Origin of the sequence: Anaerosolibacter carboniphilus (assembly GCF_014205875.1) — a bacterium.
Lineage (GTDB): Bacteria > Bacillota > Clostridia > Peptostreptococcales > Thermotaleaceae > Anaerosolibacter > Anaerosolibacter carboniphilus.
In genome coordinates this window covers 381,305-403,246 of the sequence record NZ_JACHEN010000001.1, presented here as the reverse complement: position 1 = coordinate 403,246, position 21,942 = coordinate 381,305, and the positions used below count along the sequence as shown (strand labels likewise).

18 protein-coding genes are annotated in these 21,942 nt (G+C 37.3%); 1 reads left to right on the top strand and 17 read right to left on the bottom strand.

The window, feature by feature from the left end; translation table 11 throughout:
- Positions 1-251 precede the first annotated feature (251 nt).
- The 7 genes from HNQ80_RS01780 to HNQ80_RS01750 all read right to left on the bottom strand — a co-directional run bounded on the left by HNQ80_RS01780 (position 252) and on the right by HNQ80_RS01750 (position 8,776).
- On the bottom strand, positions 252-2,045 hold the full coding sequence (locus HNQ80_RS01780; protein WP_184307526.1) for a DUF4153 domain-containing protein: 1,794 nt from the start codon (positions 2,043-2,045) through the stop codon (positions 252-254).
- A gap of 598 nt (positions 2,046-2,643) precedes the next feature.
- A complete protein-coding gene (locus HNQ80_RS01775) occupies positions 2,644-3,255 on the bottom strand; it encodes a DedA family protein (RefSeq protein ID WP_184307524.1) in 612 nt (203 codons plus the stop codon).
- Positions 3,256-3,280: 25 nt separating this feature from the next.
- Positions 3,281-4,129: an undecaprenyl-diphosphate phosphatase gene (locus HNQ80_RS01770; protein ID WP_184307522.1), complete on the bottom strand. Its 849-nt coding sequence runs from the start codon at positions 4,127-4,129 to the stop codon at positions 3,281-3,283.
- A 21-nt stretch (positions 4,130-4,150) separates the two neighbouring features.
- Positions 4,151-6,097: an FtsX-like permease family protein gene (locus HNQ80_RS01765; protein WP_184307520.1), complete on the bottom strand. Its 1,947-nt coding sequence runs from the start codon at positions 6,095-6,097 to the stop codon at positions 4,151-4,153.
- Positions 6,084-6,851, bottom strand: a complete 768-nt coding sequence (locus HNQ80_RS01760) for an ABC transporter ATP-binding protein (protein ID WP_184307518.1) — start codon at positions 6,849-6,851, stop codon at positions 6,084-6,086. Before HNQ80_RS01760 ends, HNQ80_RS01765 begins: the two co-directional genes overlap by 14 nt.
- A gap of 152 nt (positions 6,852-7,003) precedes the next feature.
- Positions 7,004-8,056 (bottom strand): sensor histidine kinase, encoded by a 1,053-nt coding sequence (locus HNQ80_RS01755; protein ID WP_184307516.1) that lies wholly within the window; start codon positions 8,054-8,056, stop codon positions 7,004-7,006.
- Positions 8,057-8,080: 24 nt separating this feature from the next.
- On the bottom strand, positions 8,081-8,776 hold the full coding sequence (locus HNQ80_RS01750) for a response regulator transcription factor (RefSeq protein WP_184307514.1): 696 nt from the start codon (positions 8,774-8,776) through the stop codon (positions 8,081-8,083).
- A gap of 307 nt (positions 8,777-9,083) precedes the next feature.
- Here HNQ80_RS01750 and HNQ80_RS01745 point away from each other — a divergent pair, with 307 nt between their 5' ends.
- Positions 9,084-9,689 (top strand): TetR/AcrR family transcriptional regulator, encoded by a 606-nt coding sequence (locus tag HNQ80_RS01745; protein ID WP_243182883.1) that lies wholly within the window; start codon positions 9,084-9,086, stop codon positions 9,687-9,689.
- A 131-nt stretch (positions 9,690-9,820) separates the two neighbouring features.
- On the opposite strand, the gene HNQ80_RS01740 is transcribed toward HNQ80_RS01745, so the two are convergent.
- The 10 genes from HNQ80_RS01740 to HNQ80_RS01690 form a co-directional block, all read right to left on the bottom strand.
- A complete protein-coding gene (locus HNQ80_RS01740) occupies positions 9,821-11,680 on the bottom strand; it encodes a flavocytochrome c (RefSeq protein WP_243182881.1) in 1,860 nt (619 codons plus the stop codon).
- Between the two features lie 612 nt (positions 11,681-12,292).
- The gene (locus HNQ80_RS01730) at positions 12,293-12,865 is read right to left on the bottom strand and encodes a hypothetical protein (protein ID WP_184307510.1); all 573 of its coding nucleotides are present in this window, start codon (positions 12,863-12,865) and stop codon (positions 12,293-12,295) included.
- Positions 12,866-12,937: 72 nt separating this feature from the next.
- Positions 12,938-13,840: a lipoprotein gene (locus HNQ80_RS01725; RefSeq protein WP_184307508.1), complete on the bottom strand. Its 903-nt coding sequence runs from the start codon at positions 13,838-13,840 to the stop codon at positions 12,938-12,940.
- 116 nt (positions 13,841-13,956) lie between these two features.
- Complete coding sequence (locus tag HNQ80_RS01720) at positions 13,957-15,087, bottom strand: TolB-like translocation protein (protein ID WP_184307506.1); 1,131 nt, start codon at positions 15,085-15,087, stop codon at positions 13,957-13,959.
- A 91-nt stretch (positions 15,088-15,178) separates the two neighbouring features.
- The gene (locus HNQ80_RS01715; protein ID WP_184307504.1) at positions 15,179-16,630 is read right to left on the bottom strand and encodes a HAMP domain-containing sensor histidine kinase; all 1,452 of its coding nucleotides are present in this window, start codon (positions 16,628-16,630) and stop codon (positions 15,179-15,181) included.
- Positions 16,614-17,315 carry a response regulator transcription factor gene (locus tag HNQ80_RS01710; RefSeq protein ID WP_184307502.1) on the bottom strand — a complete coding sequence of 234 codons (702 nt, stop codon included), beginning with the start codon at positions 17,313-17,315 and terminating at the stop codon, positions 16,614-16,616. The genes HNQ80_RS01715 and HNQ80_RS01710 overlap by 17 nt, the downstream gene beginning before the upstream one ends.
- 206 nt (positions 17,316-17,521) lie before the next feature.
- Positions 17,522-18,925 (bottom strand): MATE family efflux transporter, encoded by a 1,404-nt coding sequence (locus HNQ80_RS01705; protein WP_184307500.1) that lies wholly within the window; start codon positions 18,923-18,925, stop codon positions 17,522-17,524.
- A gap of 277 nt (positions 18,926-19,202) precedes the next feature.
- Positions 19,203-19,865, bottom strand: a complete 663-nt coding sequence (locus tag HNQ80_RS01700) for a MarR family winged helix-turn-helix transcriptional regulator (RefSeq protein ID WP_184307499.1) — start codon at positions 19,863-19,865, stop codon at positions 19,203-19,205.
- A 239-nt stretch (positions 19,866-20,104) separates the two neighbouring features.
- Positions 20,105-21,418, bottom strand: coding sequence for a hypothetical protein (locus HNQ80_RS01695; RefSeq protein ID WP_330602717.1), 1,314 nt, complete (start codon positions 21,416-21,418; stop codon positions 20,105-20,107).
- A gap of 110 nt (positions 21,419-21,528) precedes the next feature.
- Complete coding sequence (locus tag HNQ80_RS01690) at positions 21,529-21,942, bottom strand: pyridoxamine 5'-phosphate oxidase family protein (protein ID WP_184307496.1); 414 nt, start codon at positions 21,940-21,942, stop codon at positions 21,529-21,531.

Genomic DNA, 21,942 nt, shown 5'->3' with positions numbered 1-21,942 from the left:
ACTACATAGTACTTTCTAACAAACCTCCCTTGCATACAATTTATACCTTAAAAAAATTGTATCATTGCTACTGTACGGTTTCAATGGTACAAATGTATGCAACACAATATTAGGAGACACATTATGTCCCTTAAGACACATAGTACTTTGGAAACCGCTGTAGAAAATAGACAATATAAAAGGGTCTGCCTATGTTGCACTTTAAGATGCAGATAGTCCAGACCCTTTCATACAGTGGCGATTCAGTTCTTTTACTTAGGTGTTGCAAACAAAACATAGATCCCATAGTCAGTGCCTGAATCGGAGTCACTTCCAGATGTATAACTGATATTTTGGAAAATAATTTTCAACTTATATTCGTTATTTGTGACGTCGAAGCTCATCTCTTTTGGCGGTAATGCCTCCTTCGTCACGTTGGTCTCACCAATGAGTCCTTGGGCAAATTCATTGAGACCTGTTCCAACAAGCTCAATACCCGATGAATCTAAGATCGAAACACGCACTTCATCATTGGTAATCCTATTCACTTTCAATCGATAGTTCTTACCATTGAATTCAAAATCACGATCATTCATTTCCTTTTCATTCATATATCTTCCTACAAAGGCATTGAGCAGCACATCATATCCCGAAACCGGCAAAGGTTGCTGGGCATCCAGTGAAACATAAACATATCGTCGGCCTCCATCTGTATAGTTAGTATATGTGGCTTCAAATCCAAAGGTTTGTTTCATATCGTGATAGATTGTAAAATTCTCTGGCAGCCAACGAATGTACTCCAACGAACTGTTTCTTTCAAGATAATGCAAAATATTAGTCGTCTCGATTCTCGTATATTCTGATGCATCTTCTTTCTTGACAAGTTTACCATCCATCAGCATACCTTCCTTTTCAAGGATGGATTCAATTCTGTTAATTTGACTGCGACGAGAAACGGTAAAGGCATCTACGGGGGGAATGATTGAAATAATCGCAAAAGCAGCGGCAAGTACTGCAATTCGTCCATTTTTTGAAACCGAGCTAAAACTTAAAAGCACTCCTGCCAGAATGGAAAAGACACCAAAAATAGCCATGTAGTATCTTGACTCCGTCACACCATAGGTGTTCAAACGAATCCCAACAGAAATTAATTGCATGATAACAACAGGAATGAGAATTTTCGGGAATACCTTACGGTAGAATAAAGCAAATCGATTTTCCAGTAAACTTGATAGAATAAAAATCAAAAGACCGGCTATGGAATAAATCAATACCATTGGTCCAACCTGTCCAGAAGGCCATGTACGTGTGAAAAGGATCTTTAGAAAATAAGCGATCAATACCAAAGTATAGGCGCTGATCAAGGGAATTGCGATCTTCGAAATCAGAATATCAAGGAATTTCGGATAACTACTGGCACGTTCGATCATGCTTTGATCTTCTTCAGATTTCGAATTGAACTTTGGCAGGAGTGATAAATAATAAACAGGAGCAAATACCACCCAGATGACCGTCATGGTATAAGCATACGTATCATGGTTGACTTTAAAAAGCAAAATGTCAACAGCTCCAATAATAGCTGCAATTCCTGCTGAGAGAACACCTGAATAGAGCAAAGAAGTAAAAACTGATTTAAAGTGAACTAGAGCAACCAAGTTGAAGTTGACCTCCGATTTATAGGGCGGAATCCATAGTACCATGCAAACTAACGCAAAGACTGCAACCAAACTTCTTACTGTGATCTCAGCACTGATTTCGGGTGCAGGCAATAAAATCAGAAAGTAGCCTACGAGGAGTAGTAATGCTGCCCCATAGACCAAGACTCGCTTTCCGGAAAACTTCTGAAATCTTTCAACTGTGAACTGTGCAACCATACCCAAAACTGCGCCTACCGCAAATGTAAAAATCAGCTTTTCAAGCATCAGAGGCAGTGTCTCATCAATCGCGATCAACCTAAAAATAATCGAAGCGGCTGCTAATAAGCTAACCACCGTCATTGGAAAACGAAATCCCGCTAAAGAGATACCTTTGATACTGTTAATTAAAACTTCTTTCAAACGTCTCATTACATTTCACCCCTCTTGTACAATTTTCGATACAACTTAAACTACTTAAACTATATAATTCTCAAATTATTTTTTATCATATCTTTCTTGCGATCTACTGGCTGCATGCTCTATATCTAAAGACTTAGCGTTTTCTGTAATCTTTATCACATGAATATTTCAACGCTACTCTTTTTGAATATACCCATTTTGGGAATAGGCTACCAAAATGATTACTACTATCACCATTAGTCCTTATATATTCATTTTTTTTAAAACTCCTCTTTTAAATTATGCTTTTATATATAGACGATTCTGCTTTTAAAAAGTTTCAGGTACTTATGCAATATTTTTCTGCTACTGCTGTACCAAATACGCCACATGAAATTTAAATATTTATATTTGATTACGAATATGCTGTTAAAATTATTTGTAATCAAAAAACGCTTAAAAATGTGCTTTCATTTGTCCTGATAACTGGATAACATCAAGTATCACTGATTCAAGCAAGATCCATATTGACCAAGATGATTCCTTGATAGAAAATATAGAAGCAGAAGGGCAAGGTTATACACGCTTGCCCTTCTGCTTCTATATTTACCTTCATCTCACCAAAATTTTAGGCTTCATCTCTTCTTCTATGAATTCTTCCAGCTATAAAAACAACAGCGGCTAGGGTAAGAATGCCATATGTGATATTTGAATAACGATCCATCCACATTAACACATCTTTCCACGACTCATCGAAGATAGTGCCCATCCAAATAAGAAGTATATTCCAAACGAAGGTTCCTGTCACTGTTAATAACAAGAAAAGACCGCATTTCATGTTGGCTATGCCCGCAGGAATGGATATCAAACTTCGGATGAAAGGAATCATTCGAAAGAAGAAAATCGTCCAGTACCCGTAACGTTTGAACCATGCATCCGCTTTATAAATATCTTCTATCTTTATTCGAAGTATATATCCCCATCGACCTATTATTTTTTCTAAATCCTCCATTCCCAGCAACAACCCTATTCTGTAAAGGATCACCGCGCCTAAGACAGATCCACCTGTTGCTGATGCTGCTACACCCCAAATGCTCAATTCCGTGCGTGTAGTTATATATCCTCCAAATGTAAGGACGACTTCAGAAGGTATTGGCGGAAAGATATTTTCCAGTGTCATCATAAGAAAAACACCCAGGTAACCAAACTTTTCTAACATATGAACAATCCAGTTTTCCATGTAACCTCTCTTTCTCAATCTTTATTCAATAAAATACGCCTAAAAATCCTGCCAGCAACACTACTCCTGCAAATAGCATTCTATATATTGCAAATATCTTCATGGGTCTTTTCTTTAAATATGAAATGAATTTTTTTACAACAATCAAAGCTACCCCAAAGGACACAAGAAATCCGACGGCAAGGGAAATTATTTCTAGCGAAGTGAGGCTGGCGATTCCTCCGACCTTTACGATTTTTAAAAAGCTCATCCCTACCATCACAGGGATGGCTAAAAAGAACGAGAACTCTGCAGCTACAACAGTAGAAAGACCTGAAACCCAACCACCAATAATCGTTGATGCGGATCGAGACATACCAGGAATTATTGCTAGACATTGAAACAATCCAATGATTAGGGCTTGCTTGGCTGTAACATTTATCCCTTGATCTATTGCATCCTTATTCCTAAATTTCTTTTCAGCATATATCATCCATATGCCCCCTGCAAATAAAGTGATGGCTACAGATATGGGCGTAAATAAATATTTATCTGCTAGGTCATCAAATAACAGTTGACAAATACCTCCAGGAATACATGCGATGAATATCATAAACCAAAACTTAAAGCCCGATTTTTCATATCCTACACTTCCTGGAAAGAAATCTATAAGAGTTTCTTTTATTTTTCTCCAGTACAGTAGGATAACCGCTAAAATCGCACCTAGTTGTATTACATAGGTGTACATCCCCACATAGTGGAGATTTGTACCCTTAAATCCTATCAAGTTTTGAAAAATAATGATGTGCCCCGTTGAGGAAACGGGTAAAAACTCTGTTATGCCTTCTACAATCCCTAATAACATGGATTGAATAATAAACAATAAAGTATTCACCTAACCCACCTCTTCTTCATTTCATCCTTTGACCCAATGATCAATCTGCATAACATACATGGTCCTTGCAAATACAAAGTATGCCAACTGAAGTCCCAAATAAATGGATGCAATGACTAGGAAATATCCCGAGAGATTATCGCCCAAGATATTGCTTAAGGACTTTATTGCAAACACTGAATGGCTCAGTGCTACTACAAAAGGCAGCAAGAACATAATTCCACATTGGGTGCTTATGATTGTCTTCATCTCGTCATTGGCTACCCCCATCTTCTTTAGAGATATAAATTCATGCCTGTCTTTCTGTATCTCGTTGAAAATTTTAAAATATAATATACCGCTTGTAGATATAAAGAACAGTATCGATATAAATGTTCCTATGAATATTAAGAAAGTCATAAATCTTATAATGGGCAAGTACTGTGCTGTTTTTTCTGTAAAAGTATCTGTTGGAAATATCTTTTTAATCTCTGTAACTGCCTTTGAAGGGCGATCCCACCCCTTTATGCCATATCCATAGTAGACCAATTTATTTTCATCTGAAATGTTGCGAAGAAGACTGTTGAAGGTTTCATCACTTACTACGGCAGTATTGGTGTTCTTCCCGTCGTCATTCATAATCCCTCCACTGATTTCATCCCTTATGGCTAATGCCAGTCTTCCTCCTTCTGTCATCAGGTCTAAACCCTTTGTTTGATCAATAAAATATTTACTCCCCATGCTCCCAAAGATATTATAGGTGTGTATCAGCACCTCTCCCTTTTGAATATCTACCTGTTTCTTCCCTAGTTGAGAGGCCAATACATTGTAGTCAGAATTAGAGATGATATAAAAGTCTTTTTTGTTGTTGGTTGCATTCGCCAGGTCTGTATCTTCATTTGTAGCCTCTATCAGTATGATCCTATTTTTGTATTCTACTTCGTGGCCATGGACCTTTAATGCTTCATCAATCTTTTTAACATCTTTTGAATCCTGGCTGCTCAATCCCCTCTCTATAAAATCAAAATCATGGGGCAGATTCTGCTCTATATTGTGTAACATAACTTGCTGTGTGGAATATACACTGATCGTAGCTGTTAATGTTACAGCACTCAGTATAGATGCTATAAAGAGGATCTTGGCATTGTCCTTAAGTTTATACACGATCTGAGATATTGTAATCATATGAATCCCTTTATAGTAAATCCCTTTATTTTGCTTCAGTTTATCTGTAAAAAACACAGTAAATTGAGCATATAAAAGATAGGTCCCCAAAATTACCAGAAACAAGATGGGAAACATGGTGAATACGATAGCAAGGCCTGAGTATACGGCGATAATGTATCCCGAAGCAATAAGCAGTATAGAAGATATGGCTTTAACTTTAGAGAACTTCGGGATAGGTTTCGGAATCCTAGATCCTTTCAACAGTTCTATGATATTGCTATTTTTTATTTTATAGCTGATGAAGAGTGCAATCCCCTGAAACAATATTGTAAAGCTTATCAGTGTGATTAGTATCGCCTTATGGGAGATTGTAAAAGGAATCTCTGCATCTAAGGTAAGAATCACAGTTACTGTCATAAAGAACAATTTTGAAAACAATATCCCTCCTATCAGACCCGTGATGATCGCTACGGTAGAGACAATCATATTTTCAAAAAGGATATAGTTTCTGATTTGATTTTTGGTTAGACCAAACAAAGAAAGCAGTCCAAATTCCTTTTCTCTTGACCTTAAGAAGTTCGTAATCGAATAGTTTGTAAAAACGATGGATACCATTAGAATGATAAACTCGCACAGATATATGACTCTTTCTGCAGCTACACCCATATTCCCTAGGGTATCTATGCTTTTGATCTCCGGATTTGCAATGAAATTTGCAAAGATGAAAAACACCATTACCACCAAAGCATTACTCAGATAATACATCACATATTTATTAAAATTCTCTTTCACATTTTTATAGACAATACTATGGAAGGTCATTGTAATTTCCTCCTAGCATGGAAAGGGAATCTAGGATTTCTTTGAGAAACACATGTCGGTTTCCACCTCTAACAAGCTCCTGAAAATATCGTCCATCTCTAATCATGACAATTCGCTGGCAAAAACTTGCCGCAAAGGGATCATGGGTAACCATCATGATCGTTGCTGACTTTTGTTCATTCAAAGCCCTTAGAGCTTCCATCACATCCTGGGAGGCTTTAGAATCAAGGTTTCCTGTAGGTTCATCTGCCAAGATAATGGATGGGTTATGAATAAGGGCCCTGGCACAAGCTGCCCGCTGCTGCTGTCCTCCAGATACCTGATAAGGACGTTTGTCAAGAATCTCCCCTATATTTAGGATCTCACTCATAGCTGTCATTTTTTGCTCTATTTCTTCATGCTTCACCTTATCTAACACAAGGGGAAGTATTATATTTTCTTTAATGGATAGCGAATCTAAGAGATTAAAATCTTGAAATATAAATCCAAGCTCTTTTCTTCTAAACATTGCCATTTGCTTTTCACTGAGTCGTGTCAGATTTGTATCATTTATCATCAGTTCCCCCGAAGAGGGTGTATCTATGGTAGCCAAAATATTCAAAAGTGTAGTTTTGCCACTTCCCGAGGGCCCCATAACCCCTACAAACTCTCCTTTTGCGATGCTGATATCAAATTTTTCAAGGGCTTTCACGGAGGTCCCGCCTCTTTTGTCCCCATATATTTTAGTTATATTTTCAGCCTTCAGCACAATCATCTGTATCATCCCTTCTATCTAACTGCACATAATATTAAACCAGAATATATTCTTTCCCTCTATTGATCAATATCTATATTATAAAAAAAAGAGAGAAATCGATGTATCGATTTCCCTTGCATATTCTATTGTATTCTTACAATATTGAAAGATTATATTTTAAATATGCTCTTTCCCCTATGAAAGATGATTGTAAACCTCGTACCTTTTTCTTCTTCAGATTCAACAAGGAGATCATGTCCCAATTCATCACATATTCTTTTTGCTAAATACATTCCCATACCGGTAGATTCCGAAGTTCTTCTGCCATTCTTTCCTGTAAAGAAGGCCTGAAACACTCTTCCTATATCCTCTTTAGGTATACCAATCCCTTCATCCTCAATCCCCAAGATTACTTTTGATGCCTCATCTCTAATCTCAACAGTAATATACTTTTTTTCTCCTTTCGCAAGCCTGGAATACTTTATGGCATTAATCAATATCTGATTGATCGTAAAGTAGATCCATTTTTTATCCGTTTCGATAAACAGGCTCTCTTCTCCAACGACTTTAGGAAATATGGAATTTCGAATCAAAGCCTTCTTATTATCATTAATAACTTTCCTTATGAGACCAACGATATCTATACTTTCTACCTTGAAATCCAAATTGAATTCACTCATCCTTGCATTGTACAGCATCATTTCCAACCCATGAGATATCTTCTCATTCTCCTCTGCAATGCTGTTAAACACTTCTTTATACATTTCATCTTTTTGATCCTGCAATATCAGATTCATAACAGATACAGGTGTTTTCATTTGATGTACCCACTGGTTGATGAAATACATATACTGTTTATGGCCTTCTTCATATTTTACAAGCTTACTGCTATAGGTTTTATATAACTTTAATAAAAGGGCTTTATATATTCTGTGTTCATTCGTCCGTATGTCTTCAATATTAATCAACTTGTCCAAATCATCATTTTCATGAAGGATCATATTTAACTGCCTGTAAAAGGATTTGTTTCGATAATAATCATATGCTATAAACATGATAAGAACTACACTGGAGATCAATAAAGCGTACAAAACGTTCTCGCCAGGGAACTCCTTTTTATTTATCATCAACGTCAAATACATGATGAGAACTGCCATGGAGACACCTATAAAATACACCAGGATATAAGCTATCCTATCCATCAAGAACTCTCTAAATCTCATTCCAACCACCTGCTTATGCCATGATTATTTACTCCAATTGCTTATTAATCTATATCCCTGTCCCCTTTTCGTCTCAATGCAATCCACTATACCAACCTCTTCCAACCTTTTTCTAAGGCGCGTTATATTCACAGAAAGTGTATTGTCATCCACAAACTCGATATCACTCCATAATTCTTCCAGCAAAGTTTCTCTAGACACAATTTTGTTTACATTTTTAAGCAGCGAATGCAAAAGGATAAATTCATTTTTACTCAGTTCTATCTTTTTTCCCTGATATTCTACTATATTTTGCTTCATATAGATAAATAGATCGTTTACTTCATATACCTCATTATGACTACTCTCTGAATAACTTCCGTACACCCTTCTTATGACACCCTTTATTTTTGCGATGAGAACTTCATAAGAAAAGGGTTTCGTTATATAGTCATCCCCTCCATTTTCTATCGCCATTACTTGATCCATATCAGAATCCCTTGCAGAAATAAAAATAATGGGTACGTTTGATACACTTCTAATATCCCTGCACCAGTAAAAGCCATCATAAAAAGGAAGATTGATATCCATAAGCACAAGCTTTGGACTATTCTTCACAAACTCTCCCTTAATATTCGAAAAATCCTCAACCACATAGGTTTTATAGCCATAACGTTCAAGGGCATTTTTTATCAGTTCAGTTATTTTCTTATCATCTTCTATGATCATCACGCTATACATGTCAACATCCTCATCATCAAATAAATGATTGTTACTCGTTCTTATTATACCATATTTTTCTTTTTTAAATTTTCCATTTCCAACCAGAGAAATGTTTCATTCCTCTTTTATTCAAAGTGAATCATTCTCTCCCAAAAGTTATCTCATTTACAAGCATTATCTGCAATGATATAATATCGATGTTCAGTGACCCTGTTCATTTTGCATTTTTACTTCATTTTTAGTGCAAAATGTTCACATAAAGAAATATCGCCTGGATAATAAAAATGTCTACACTTGTTATTTTACTGGGGGGTGAAGCTTTACTATGAAAAAAACAATGCGTAAAATGAATAAAAGGCAGCTTCAGGCAATGGATACACACCAAAGAATCCATAAAACGGCTTTATCGTTGATGGAGAAATATGGTTATGACAATGTAACTATTCGTGATATTTGTGAGGCTGCGGGTGTTGCCACAGGAACATTTTATACCTATTTTAAGGCCAAAAGTGACATTTTTTCTTCAATGTATGTTGAGGCAGATCAATACTTTGCAACCCATGTTGCTGCTAACCTTTCGCAAGGGTCAGCTACTGACCAAATCATTGAATTTTTTATAGAATATGCGAAATATAATGAAGATAGTGGTCTGGATAGAATGAAGCTATTGTATAATCCTGAAAATAAGTGGTTTATCACGAAAGGTCGACAAATGCCAGAGGTGTTGAAAAACATCCTATTGTCTGGACAAAAAAAAGGGGAATTAGTTGATACAATATCTGCTGAACAAATGACCGAGTGGTTGTTCATAGCTGCGCGAGGCATAGTTTATGACTGGTGCCTTCATGACGCTTCCTATGATCAACAAGCGTTTATGAAAGAATATTTTGGCGTCTTTCTTAACGCATTGGTAAAGAAGGATTCATTGTGATGTAAACAAAGAGGTCTGCCTCATTTGTATCGTCAATAAGATTGATAAACCACCAGATAGATATCTATCTGGTGGTTTATCATTACCCTCTCTAAAAAAGATTCTTATATCTTCGCAGCATCCTATTGAAATTATTTGCCAAGTGCTGCACTCTCTCCTGCAATTTTACCGAATATAACTGTATCAGGAACAGCATTTCCTCCAAGACGGTTTCCGCCGTGGATACCTCCAGTCACTTCTCCAGCTGCATACAAGCCAGGAATGACCTTGCCATTCTTATCAAGGACCTGCGCACTTGTGGTGATTTCAACGCCACCCATAGTATGATGAACAGTTGGTTTACGGGCACCCGCATAGTACGGTGGAGTGTCAAGCTTATGCTTGAAGAGTGTTCTTCCGAATGGATCTACTATTGACTTATCTACTGCTTTGTTGAATGTATCTACTGCATTTTTTAAATTTTTCGGATCAACTCCGATCTGTTTCGCTAGGTCTTCAATCGTATCGGCTTTATAAGCCCTGCCTTCTGCCACAAGCTGATCGATAGATTCACTGAAGTTGTTCTTTACATCACCAGTAGGATAAGAATGCTTGTCAACAATAACCCACATGAATCCATCTTCCTGTTGGAAGAGGCCTTTTGTCATGACGTCTCTTCTGGCTCCTTCATCAACAAATCTATTTCCTGATTTATTGACGAAAATACGATTTTCCACACTTTGTTCGATGTTTCCGCTCAAGCTTCCTGTGATAGGATCTCCCATAGGAAGAAGCTGGATTTCTTGCATATCAATAAGGTTTGCTCCGATTTCTTCAGCCATGATCATGCCGTCACCTGTTGCACCAGGCTGGTTTGTTGTTCCAATGCTTGTAAGATCTGGCCAAATCTTGTTGTATTTGTTTCTCATTTCAACATTGGCACCAAAGCCACCAGCAGCATCGATGACACCCTTGACCGCATAAGCAGTAATCATACCATCTGCATTCTTAGCTTTAACACCGACAACTCTGCCGTTTTCTTTGATGATTTCTGTAACTTCTGTATTGAGGTATAGTTTAACGTCTTCACTGTGCTCATTTATGTAGTTCATATATGTATTGAAGTACCCTGTTCCTACCGGATCAGATGGCTGGTGAGATCTTGGCCAAAGTGCTCCAAGAACTGTAAATATGGTGTCATTGAACTTCATTCCAAGACTTTCAAGCCATTCTAATGCCGGATATGCATTTTCCACAAAAGTTCTCACAAGTTCAGGCTTAGCTTTTTTATCTCCGCCTTCATACATCTGAGTATAGAACTTGTCAATAGAATCTTCAACCCCAGCTGCCTTCTGTCTCTTTGGATCCACAGCATTATATGCTGCGCCTGAAATTACCGTATTTCCACCGATTCTAGGCATTTTTTCAAATACGATAACTTTTGCGCCATTCTGATTGGCAGATACTGCCGCAGCGAGACCAGCTCCACCTGCACCAATAACCACAACATCAGACTTCATCTCAATAGTTTTTGTTGAGGCTGCTTCCTTAGCAGGCTTCTTCTGATAATTTGCAGGATCTAACCCTTTCAGTTTAATGGCATTGGTCACTGCTTCAATTGCCGCCTTACTGGAAATAGTTGCCCCAGCCATTACATCAACATTTACACTCTGGTATTTGATGACATCATCAATCACTTGTTGGATAGCTGCCTGACCGACCCACTTTGTATCACTCATTTTAAGAATTTGAATCTCCGTGATCTTGTTTCCCTCGAAAGAAACACCTAACTTTAATGGTAGACCTGTGTAGGCCTTCGCCTCACCAACAATAGCACCTGGCTTTGGAGCAAGTTCTGGAGCATCAGTTCCTACGCCCTCCTTACTTGCCGATGAATCTGCGTCAGTTACTGTTGATGCTGTGGTTGCAGTTATACTAGCAGCTGGTGCGCAGCTTACCACCGTTGCTGCAACCATGATAAGTGCTAGAAATACGCCCAAAAATCTTTTCATGAAGTATGTCCTCCTTTTGAAAATATTTATAAAAACAGCTTTTTCAGCTGCAATTACTAGGTACACTTTATAAATGAGAATTTTTCACATTCAATGTATACGTTCACAGAACATGTTCATTGAATGTATTCATTTTAAATCATTGACATTTCTTTGTCAATATCTTTTGCGTATATGCACTGTTGTTTTATTTCCAATACCCACTGAAATATTTGTATAAAGACTATGGCATCTACGGCATCAATAATCCAGCTTACATTGGCAAAGCCGTATCCAATGCCTGCATCCGCATATACAACGAAGATGTTACTACGTCTACAGTCTTGCGCTCCTCGGTATAGAGGTAACTATTGTATGTTCTCAAGCCACTGATCGCTACTATGTGGTTCGGACAAGAGATACACTATTCAGCATTGCTAAACAGCTAGGAGTTAGCTATGATGCTCTGCTCAAGGAGAATAGTACCACAGATCCAAATATGACTTATGTAGACCAGAAGCTTCTAATTCCTAGATAGAAATATAAAAGAGGAAGTACAAGATTGAATAAACTTGTGCTTCCTCCTTTATTAGATTGACAAAATTAAAATATAGGTCATCTCCGAAATTAGCTTTAAAAATCGTTCTTCAAAATATATAAACCATAGATTTCTTCTGTCTTTGTATCATAATTTACCGATAAAAATATGTCTTTATATTTAAAATGTGCATCTCCATTTCTATCACTTATAGGGTTTCCGAATACTTCCTTAAACCTGCTGATCTTATCACCCACTTTTACACCATTCAGATCAATATCCTTTCTCATGATAAATATCTGATCTACCAATGTATAACTTTCCTGATCAAACCAAACTCTGATGCCGGCTTCTTTAAACTCTAATCCCCCTTCGCCAATAGAATTCGGTTTTTCATTCAATTTATTTATAAGTTCTTCCTTACTTAAACCTAATAATCCTAAATATTCAGTTAAGCTGCCGTTTTCGGTATCAGATTTTGATTCATTTATAGGCTTGTTGTTTTCTCCGGTTATTTCCTTTGGAGTCGTCACTTCTTTATTCACTTCGCCCTCTTTCATCGGCTCTTTAGAACTACAACCAGTTAATCCCCCCATACTTATGGTAATAATAAGTCCAGTGGCTACAATGAATGCAATCCTAGATTTCTTTTCAAATTTATTTATCATAATCATTCTCCTTTAGTAATATTTAGTCTCTATTAAAGAATAGCGTTGATTTTAAGATAAAAGTTACTTGTCTCAATTATTAATAGCAGTAATCATTAATTTAGGATTACCATTTGTCGATGTTACCTCATTAATCCAAATATTGTCTGAACCTGTACCAAACATTATTCCTTTCCAATTCGCAAACATATATTTGGTAAAAGCATTGCTCATTACTTGCTTATAATTGGGATAGAAAATTTTATCATAGTTCTTAATAAAGTCATCTTTATTTTGTATGGTTGTAGCTTTATCGTTAATTTTTACAGTGATAGGATATTGTATTTCTTCAGCTAATTGTTCCTTATTATCATTTATTACATAACCTTGAATTTTGCTAACAAAGTTTTCTACATCTTGGTCGCTCGTTGTGTCTGTTGCAACTCCGTACCTTTTTCCATATTCAACTCCAGGGAGATTACTTTTAAGTGATAACATAAATGGATAGCTTTTTTTATTGTCTGTACTTGTCCACGTTCCTTCAATTTTATCAACGGCATTCATTGTTCCTTTAAATATCCCTGTTTTTTTTCCCGTTTCATCATATTCATATAATATGATCTCTTTCTCTCCTGCTTTTCCTTTCAGATTCATTTCTTTTCTCTGACTTTCATAAAAGTATGAACCAACCATATCTTTTCCTAAAGGATAGATACTCATTTGAATTGACATATCATTCCTTATGGTCCCTTGATAATCATAATATCCTTTTTCAAAAGGACTGTTCGTAGTATCTATGCTATCAAGCATGTTGGAGTCTGTGCTACTATTCGTGTCATTGGCACTTTGAGACGTACTTGTACTTTCTGACTGTGACTGGGATAATTGATTGTTGCTTAATGGAGCCGTTTCGGTATTATTACCAGAATTCTTTTTGTCTGAACACCCTGTCAATATGACGGTTAATGTAATGATAATTATGATTATTTTTTTCAATTTTAATCCTCCCATATGATATTGTTTTCGATTATCCTACACTTTGCATACAATACATCTTTCTTAAACAAAGCCAATACTTAACATGGTATGCTGACTTATGGAAAACTTCCTGATCACTTTAATGATATAACATAGGTGTTATCTATTACTTTCATATCTTTTACTTCGCCAATACTTGCAAGAATTTTTTTGCTTGACGGGCTCCATTTTAGGCCACCGTCAATGTTTATAAAATCACGGGAAACATAAAGACTTCTTTCACTTGCCAGATCCATCACATACAATCCGCTCTTACTCTCATCTTCAGACGTAATAAGATAGGCAAGCTTGCTTTGATCAGGTGACCAGCTGAGTCCAAAAATTAATTTAGCTTCCAAGAGTGTCGCTTTTTCATTTCCGTCAAGATCTATCAAAACTAATTCCGTTCGGTTTGCACTTACCTTTTTTTCAATTGCAAACGTATCTTTGTGGGGAGATAGTTCAAAGTTAAGCACGTTGTCTTTAATTACTTCCCGCTGTTTTGTGTTTGTATCATATGCTACAAGTTCTTTTTCAACAGATACATAGTATATTTTATCTCCTACTTTAACAGCATCATCTGTCTGCATTCTCCCGATACCTTCAATTTTTGATATATTTGAATCCACATCGATAAGGTATACCCCCTCATTCGAGGATGGGATGATGACTTCTTCATTATCTACCCACCTCCCACTATTGAGAGAGAATCCAAGCCCTGTTGCAGCATCTGATTCGATTGCTGTTTTCACATTGCCCTCTATATCCAAAATAAGACCAGTATATTTGTCAGGTTCAAATTTCTCAGAAAATATGTGTTTCCTATCCGGAGAAACAATAGGTCTCCATAAAAATTCGGTTTCTTTAAGAATATTTTTTTCTTCTTTTGATTTTAGATTATAAGAATATAGATTTCTAATATTGCTCATTTGATCCGACACGAAAATAGGATCCAATTCTGTGTTTTCCTTAGTGATTAGAATGACATCCTCAGTAAGCCAGTCTTCTCCTCTTATCCCTTCATATCTGTCAATTTTTTCAACCTCAAAATCATTGCCTAACGCTGCATTTTCTGTTTGCAAGGGAGTCTTTGTATTTAAAATTGTAATTTTTTTACCGTCACTATTTATCTCCTCTCGCTCCGCTGTCTTAGCACTGCAGCCGCTGGATACTATAAGGATTAATAATAATGCTATGCAACCTATATGCTTTAATAATTTGTTCATGTTTTCACCTCCATTTTATTTTATAAGATGATTCTATAAAATAAAATTTTCCATAGTATTAACACTTATTTCAAAGTTGTAAACAATTTTATTAAATTGGAAACTTAATTTCAAAAGCGGCTCCCTCTTCTTCTATATCCAGGAGCATGATGGTTCCTCCCTGCCTTTGGACAAGGTTGTTAACAAGGGCCAACCCCAATCCAGTACTTCCTGATTGGCGTGAGCGGTCTTTGTTTACCGTATAGAAAGGTTCGAATATTTTATCTCTTGCATCTATCGGAATTCCAATCCCTGTGTTTCTTACATAAATACATAAACTGTCTTCCTTCTCGCTACAATCAATCCATATTTCTCCATTGGGGCGGTTATACTTAATGGCATTATCTATAAGGTTAATAAATATTTGCATAAGGCTTTCCTTATCTGCCATAATCCTGTGATGCTTAAGGTTGGTATGTAAACACAACCCATATTTTTGAATTTTTCCCTTCATGCGCTCACAAATATCGTTTAGTACCTCATAAATATCTATCTCTTCTTTTCGCAATTCAAAATCATATTTTTCCAAAGCCGATAATGCAAGCACCTTTTCTACCATATCAGATAAACGCTGGACTTCTTTATCTATATTTTCTTTCGCCTCTCTCATCAGTTTCGAATCATCAGGATACATGGCTATTAGATCGGCATAGGCTTTAATTACAGTAAGAGGCGTTTTAAATTCATGTGTAACATTCCCTATAAACTGTTTTTGTTGTTTTCCGAGAAATTCAAGTTTTTCTACTGCCAACTTGAGTTTATTTTCTTCTTTTTTCATTGCATCCACATTTCTTTTTATTTCAAACCCCATAAAATAGATAGCTTTACTTAATTCGCCTAGTTCGTCATTTCTATTTAACTGGACAATATCAGCATAGTTTCCTTCCTCAATTCTTCGGGCAGTATTCTTCAATTTTAAAATTCCTTGTGCCAAGGGATGAACATACAGATATCCACATATGAAACAAATGGCGAAAACCAAAATACCTACATATAAGAAAAGATATTTTATTCGGGTATAAAATATCTTTTCTCTCTCAGTCGGATAGCTAAATGCGATTACACCAATCTGTTTGCTTGTATGATGGAGGGGAGAAAGAAAAATGATATTATTTCCTTCTTCTAGGTAAGTGATTTTATCTTGTAAGGCATATTCAAGTAATTTGCTTACATCCGTTGTTCTGGCAGCAGGTCTGGAATTAGCTATTTCTTTACCTGACATATTATAAAGTACAACATGCATTCCGCTCATCATCTCAAACCGTTTTACAAGCTCTTGAGACCGTTCATCGAGAAAACTTCCAGAATCTTTTATAGATTCCATTAGATAAGTTTGTTTTATATAATTGCTCGCAATTTCGCCCTGCTGTATAAGATAATTTTCATACTGGCTTTTCTGGTTATTTCGTATCCCCTGCAGCACGAAAATACTAAGGATACTTACCGTAGAGAGTAAAAGTAATACAAGGAATGCACTGAATTTTATTTTAATACTTATTTTCATATATATCTCCTATTGCTTTATATCCTATGCCGTATACCGTTTGTATTAAGTCTTGATACGGCTCTCCAAGCTTGCTTCTTAACCTCTGGACATGAATATCGACAGTCCTTGTCCCTCCCGCATATTCCACTCCCCATACTAGGTTAAGCAGATCGTCCCTTGCATATACTCTTTCAGGACTTGAAAGCAAAAGAAGCAGCAAATCAAATTCTTTGGGAGTCATTTCAATCTCTTCCCCATAAAGTATTACTTTCCGCTGTTGAGCAGTTATAATCAAATCGCGTATTTCAATTTTTTGAACCTGCTGTTTCTCGGAATTTTTCTGCAATCTTCTCAGTATAGATTTAGTCCTGGCTACCAACTCTCTTATATCGAAAGGTTTCGTAATATAATCATCTGCACCAAGCTCCAAACCTAAAACTTTATCAACAATATCATTCTTTGCTGTAAGTAGAATGATTCCCATATCATTTCCATGATCCAGTCTTTTGCAAACTTCAAGACCACTCATCTTAGGCATCATCACATCGAGGATTATGACATTGGGGCAAAATATGGAAAGCTTATTAAGCGCCTCCTGTCCGTCATAAGCAGTCTCCACAATATAGCCTTCCCTCCGGAACGCATAGGATATGGCATCAACGATGCCCTTCTCATCATCAACTACTAATATCTTTTCTTCCATAGCAATCTCCTTACTAGGTATCTGCGAACATTCTTTGGCATTTATTTTTTTATTATAGTCTGAAATGACCTGATTGTAAACTTCATGCAGATATAAGTTTATATAGACTTGCTCTTCTACTCGTATTGATGAATAGCGGTGTATCCTAAATGATAGATTAATACTGTAGTACTTTTACTAATTTTGAATCCGTGTTCATATTCTAGTTATTGTTCCACAATGATGTCGGTATGGTTTTGTGGCTCATCTGCTTCTTTCGTTGAGATCTCCAGTAAGCTCTTTTTCCTGATTCCTAACCATAGGAAGAGTCCTACTATACAAGCGAACGCTTCTGAAATTGTCATCGCCCAAATAATGCCATTAACTGCAAACAGCATATTTCCTAATATCAAGATGGGGATAAAGGCAATCCCCCTCATAACAGACATAACAGTGGATTGGATCCCTTTCCCAAACGCTTGAAAGATACCTGTAAAGAGCGCAGATAGTCCTGCAAAGATGGTGGAGCAAAGCTGGGCCATAAGAATTATTTGACCGATGGCAATGACGTCAGAATCAATACTAAAGGCACTAATGATCTGCGCTCTGAACACAAATAGAATTGCCGACAGCCCCATTGTAATGCCCACCATATAGAGTGTGGTTTTCTTGATAATTTTCATTAGCCGTTCATGATTCTTCGCCGAATAGGCAAAAGCAATAAGGGGTACGACTCCCATTGAAAAGCTCATACTGATAAAGTCAACAATTTGAACAACTCTTTGAGAAATACCAACTCCTGCAACAATACTGTCACCGTAAAGAACGGCAAAATTATTGAACAATAGGCTTGTAATTGCCAAAAAACCATCAAGCAAAAAAGCTGAAATTCCAACTTTAAAGATATTCTTGCAAATCTCTTTGTTTGGTTTAAAATCCTTAATTGACACACTCTGAACAGTGCTTTTCTTTTGTAGATAATAGATGAACCATACAACAGAGATCACATTGCCAATGACCGATGCCAGTGCTGCTCCCATGATATCCATGTGCAGTAAAAAAATGAATATCGGGTCGAGCACCATATTAATGATGACACCCGCTAACATACCCATCATGGATGCCGTTGATGCACCCTCTGCACGAACAGTTTGTTCCAGCGAAAAATTAGCAATAATAAGCGGAGCACCAATGACAAACATCAGTATATAATCTCTTGTATGCACCAACGACTCACCTCTTGCTCCCAAAAGTTGTAAAATGGGAGTTAACAGCGGCAGACATATTGCCATGAAGATGGCGCCAGTGAATATTGATAACCAGAAGTTCACGGACGAAACTTGTTTTGCTCTGTCAGCATTATCCTCACCTAAAAGTCTCGACACATAGGTTCCCGCCCCCGCTCCAAATAGGTTTCCAAGGGCCATCAAAATAGCTGAAAACGGTAATGCCAGTGTAACCGCTGCCATCATGGCTGTGTTATCAAGTTTACCAATATAAAAGGCATCGGTGATATTATAAATAAGCGTAGCAATAAAGCTCAGCATCATGGGAATAACCATATGCATAATTGCTTTAGGAACAGGCGCTTTTTCAAGATAATATAGAGATTTCTGATCCATATTTTCCATTTTTTATCCTCCTTGTTCATATAAATCCCAAATTAAATAAATAGAAGGTACCTTCATATTATATAATAAAGGTACCTTCATATATTGTCAATTACTTTTTTAACTTATTTTTTAAGGATAAAAACTAGAAAATCTCTACTGCTAAAATGAACATCCCTCCATTTTCAGAAGAACTGCTCTATCTAAAGATAAACAAAAGTTCATAAAAAAAAGAATGCGCCAGTTCCAAACTCGGTAGGAACAGCGCATATATGTCTTTCCTGCTATAAATATGAATTCATTCTTTATCGGAATCTTTAGGCTTTCTTCTCCTATCGGGATGCTCACCATAGCCTCCATCTCCGAAATCAGGCCAACCACCTCTCCTATCGGGTCCCTGACCATAGCTTTTGCCTCCAAAAGGAGGGCGCCCACCGTACATATTTACACGCGGGTCAAACCCGCCACCGCCGAACGGTGAAAGATCATGGGGTCCTCTTCTTCGAAAATCTAATTCATCATCTCCAAATTGCTGCTCCAATTCGTCGATAATGCGCCTCAAATATTCGCTTAATGTGGTCTGTTCTTCTTCATTTAAGCATCCAAACAATTTTTCGTTATCAGGCTGCTGTTCATTTTGATTCGCTGCTTCCATTCCTGCATCAGTCAAGCGAATATTCATAACTCGACGATCCGCTTCAGAAGGTGTGCGCGTGATGTATCCACTTCGCTCCAGCTTGGTCAGTAGTTCCCCTAAAGACTGGGAACGTATATCCAGAATGGCGGAGAGTTCTTTCTGACTGATCTCTGGTTTCAGCTTCAACAGAGCCAAAACTCGCCCCTGTCCTCGGTGTGGATCAGCCATAGGGCCATATGCCCTATAGTTTTGTAGTTGATATCGGCGGAGCAACCATTCCAGACGAACAAATTGCTCATACAAATCAGGTTGGTTATCACTCATATTTTTCTCCTTTGCTATATTCAAATTTCAATGTAGAAATAATCTCAAACGAAAAGGTACCTTTATAGTCCCAGTATATGAATGCCTTCTCCCTTTGTCAAGAGGTTCTAGTCAAACATTGTCTAGGGCAATGTACCTGCCCCCTTGTCCCTCTTAGATTTCCAAAAATGATAGACTAAACACTTTTTTTAAGCGCCTAGTCTATCGTTTTCAGATTGTTACTCATCGTTCTTTTTTAGTTATGGTCTCCAAATATGCCAGAGATGATTATTCTGACCTTTTGCAAAGACATCTAGTCTATTACCTCCCCAAGATACTGCTGCAGGTTGTGAGGTCAATTCTCCACCAAGGGACTGCCAGCCACTCCATCTGGTTCCATCCCAAGTTCTAAAGAGCAATTGGTTATTTCCCCCACGTGCAAAAACTTCCAGTCGATTGGGTGCAGTTGATGCAGCCGCTGGTGCTGAGCTTATCGCTCCCCCACCTAAGTCTTCCCATTGACTCCAACTTGAACCGTTCCACCATTTATGCCATAGACTATTGTTTTGTCCTCTTCCAAATACGTCAATTCTATTTGGTCCCCAGGATACTGCTGCAGGAGCCGACGTTAGTACGCCACCTAAGTCTTCCCAATCGCTCCACCTTGAACCATCCCACCACTTATGCCATAAGGCATTATTTTGTCCTCTTCCAAATACATCCAAGCGATTTGCTTGCCATGATGCTACAGCCGGGTCTGAGGTCAATACGCCACCTAAGTCTTCCCATTGACTCCAACTTGAACCGTTCCACCATTTGTGCCATAGGGCATTGTTTTGTCCTCTTCCAAATACGTCAATTCTATTTGGTCCCCAGGATACTGCTGCAGGAGCTGAGGTCAGTACGCCACCTAAGTCTTCCCAATCGCTCCACCTTGAACCATCCCACCACTTATGCCATAAGGCATTATTTTGTCCTCTTCCAAATACATCCAAGCGATTAGCCTGCCAAGAAGCTACTGCTGGACCGGATGTTAATACCCCACCAAGATCTTCCCATTGGCTCCAGCCTGATATTGGTTGTTCCCCTATATTTTCCAAGGTAAAACGTATAATCGCTCTTATGATTTGGTTTATACGATCGCTTGGTACTCCAAATCCTCTTAAAATTGCCAAAGTCGGTGCATTATCACGTTGATAGGCGTTAAATATTGCATTTGTTCTCTGCTCAATATTTCCCGTGTACTTATTTTCATTTCTCAGCACATAGGTTACAACATTTCTGAAAATATTACGTGTTACAACTCTCTGTATTCTATACCTTTGAAGTTCAGTATAGTAGTTGTTAAATTGTTGATTAATAAGTGCCATGATTCTATTGACATCCTGTGGTCTCTGCCGCATCATGTCTCCATCTTCTAGTTCACCATTATCTTCTTCATATAGACTATTTAAATAATCTGTTGCCATATTATCATAAAACGGACAAACATATCCTGGGCTCATGGGGTAAACATAAGGCTGACCATATATTGGCACTTGTAGATATGGCCAATTCCTATAATATGAAATCATTTATCAACCACTCCTTTAAATGAAACTACTACATCATATGAATTTGCTCTACGGATGGTTAATAAAATGTATATTCGTTATATGTAAAATCCCACAAACCGTTTTAGTCATCATTCTAATGAAAATTTCCCAAAAACATTATCTATCCACAATACTGCATCCTTTGTGATAAACTTTAATATACAATACTCAGGGTCTGTTGCACCTCCAGGGAAATGAGCTGTAAACCAGTCAACCCATAAAGCATTTTTTATATTCATGTCTTCAATAATTTCAATATTTCCAGTTAAAGTAATTCCATCGTTTCCGTTATTATAGCAAACACTTGCTTTGTTATTTTCTTTATAATGCTTTACCTTTGCAGAACTTGTTCCTGTTGCAAACCAAATTGTTTCCAATCCTTCTGCTTTAATATTTGACATCGTAACAGCCCTTGGTCTCCCACCTTCATCAATTGAACTTAATACCGTTGTTTCTGCTTTTGAAACAATGTCTATTGCCTTTTTCCTGATACTGTTTTCCAT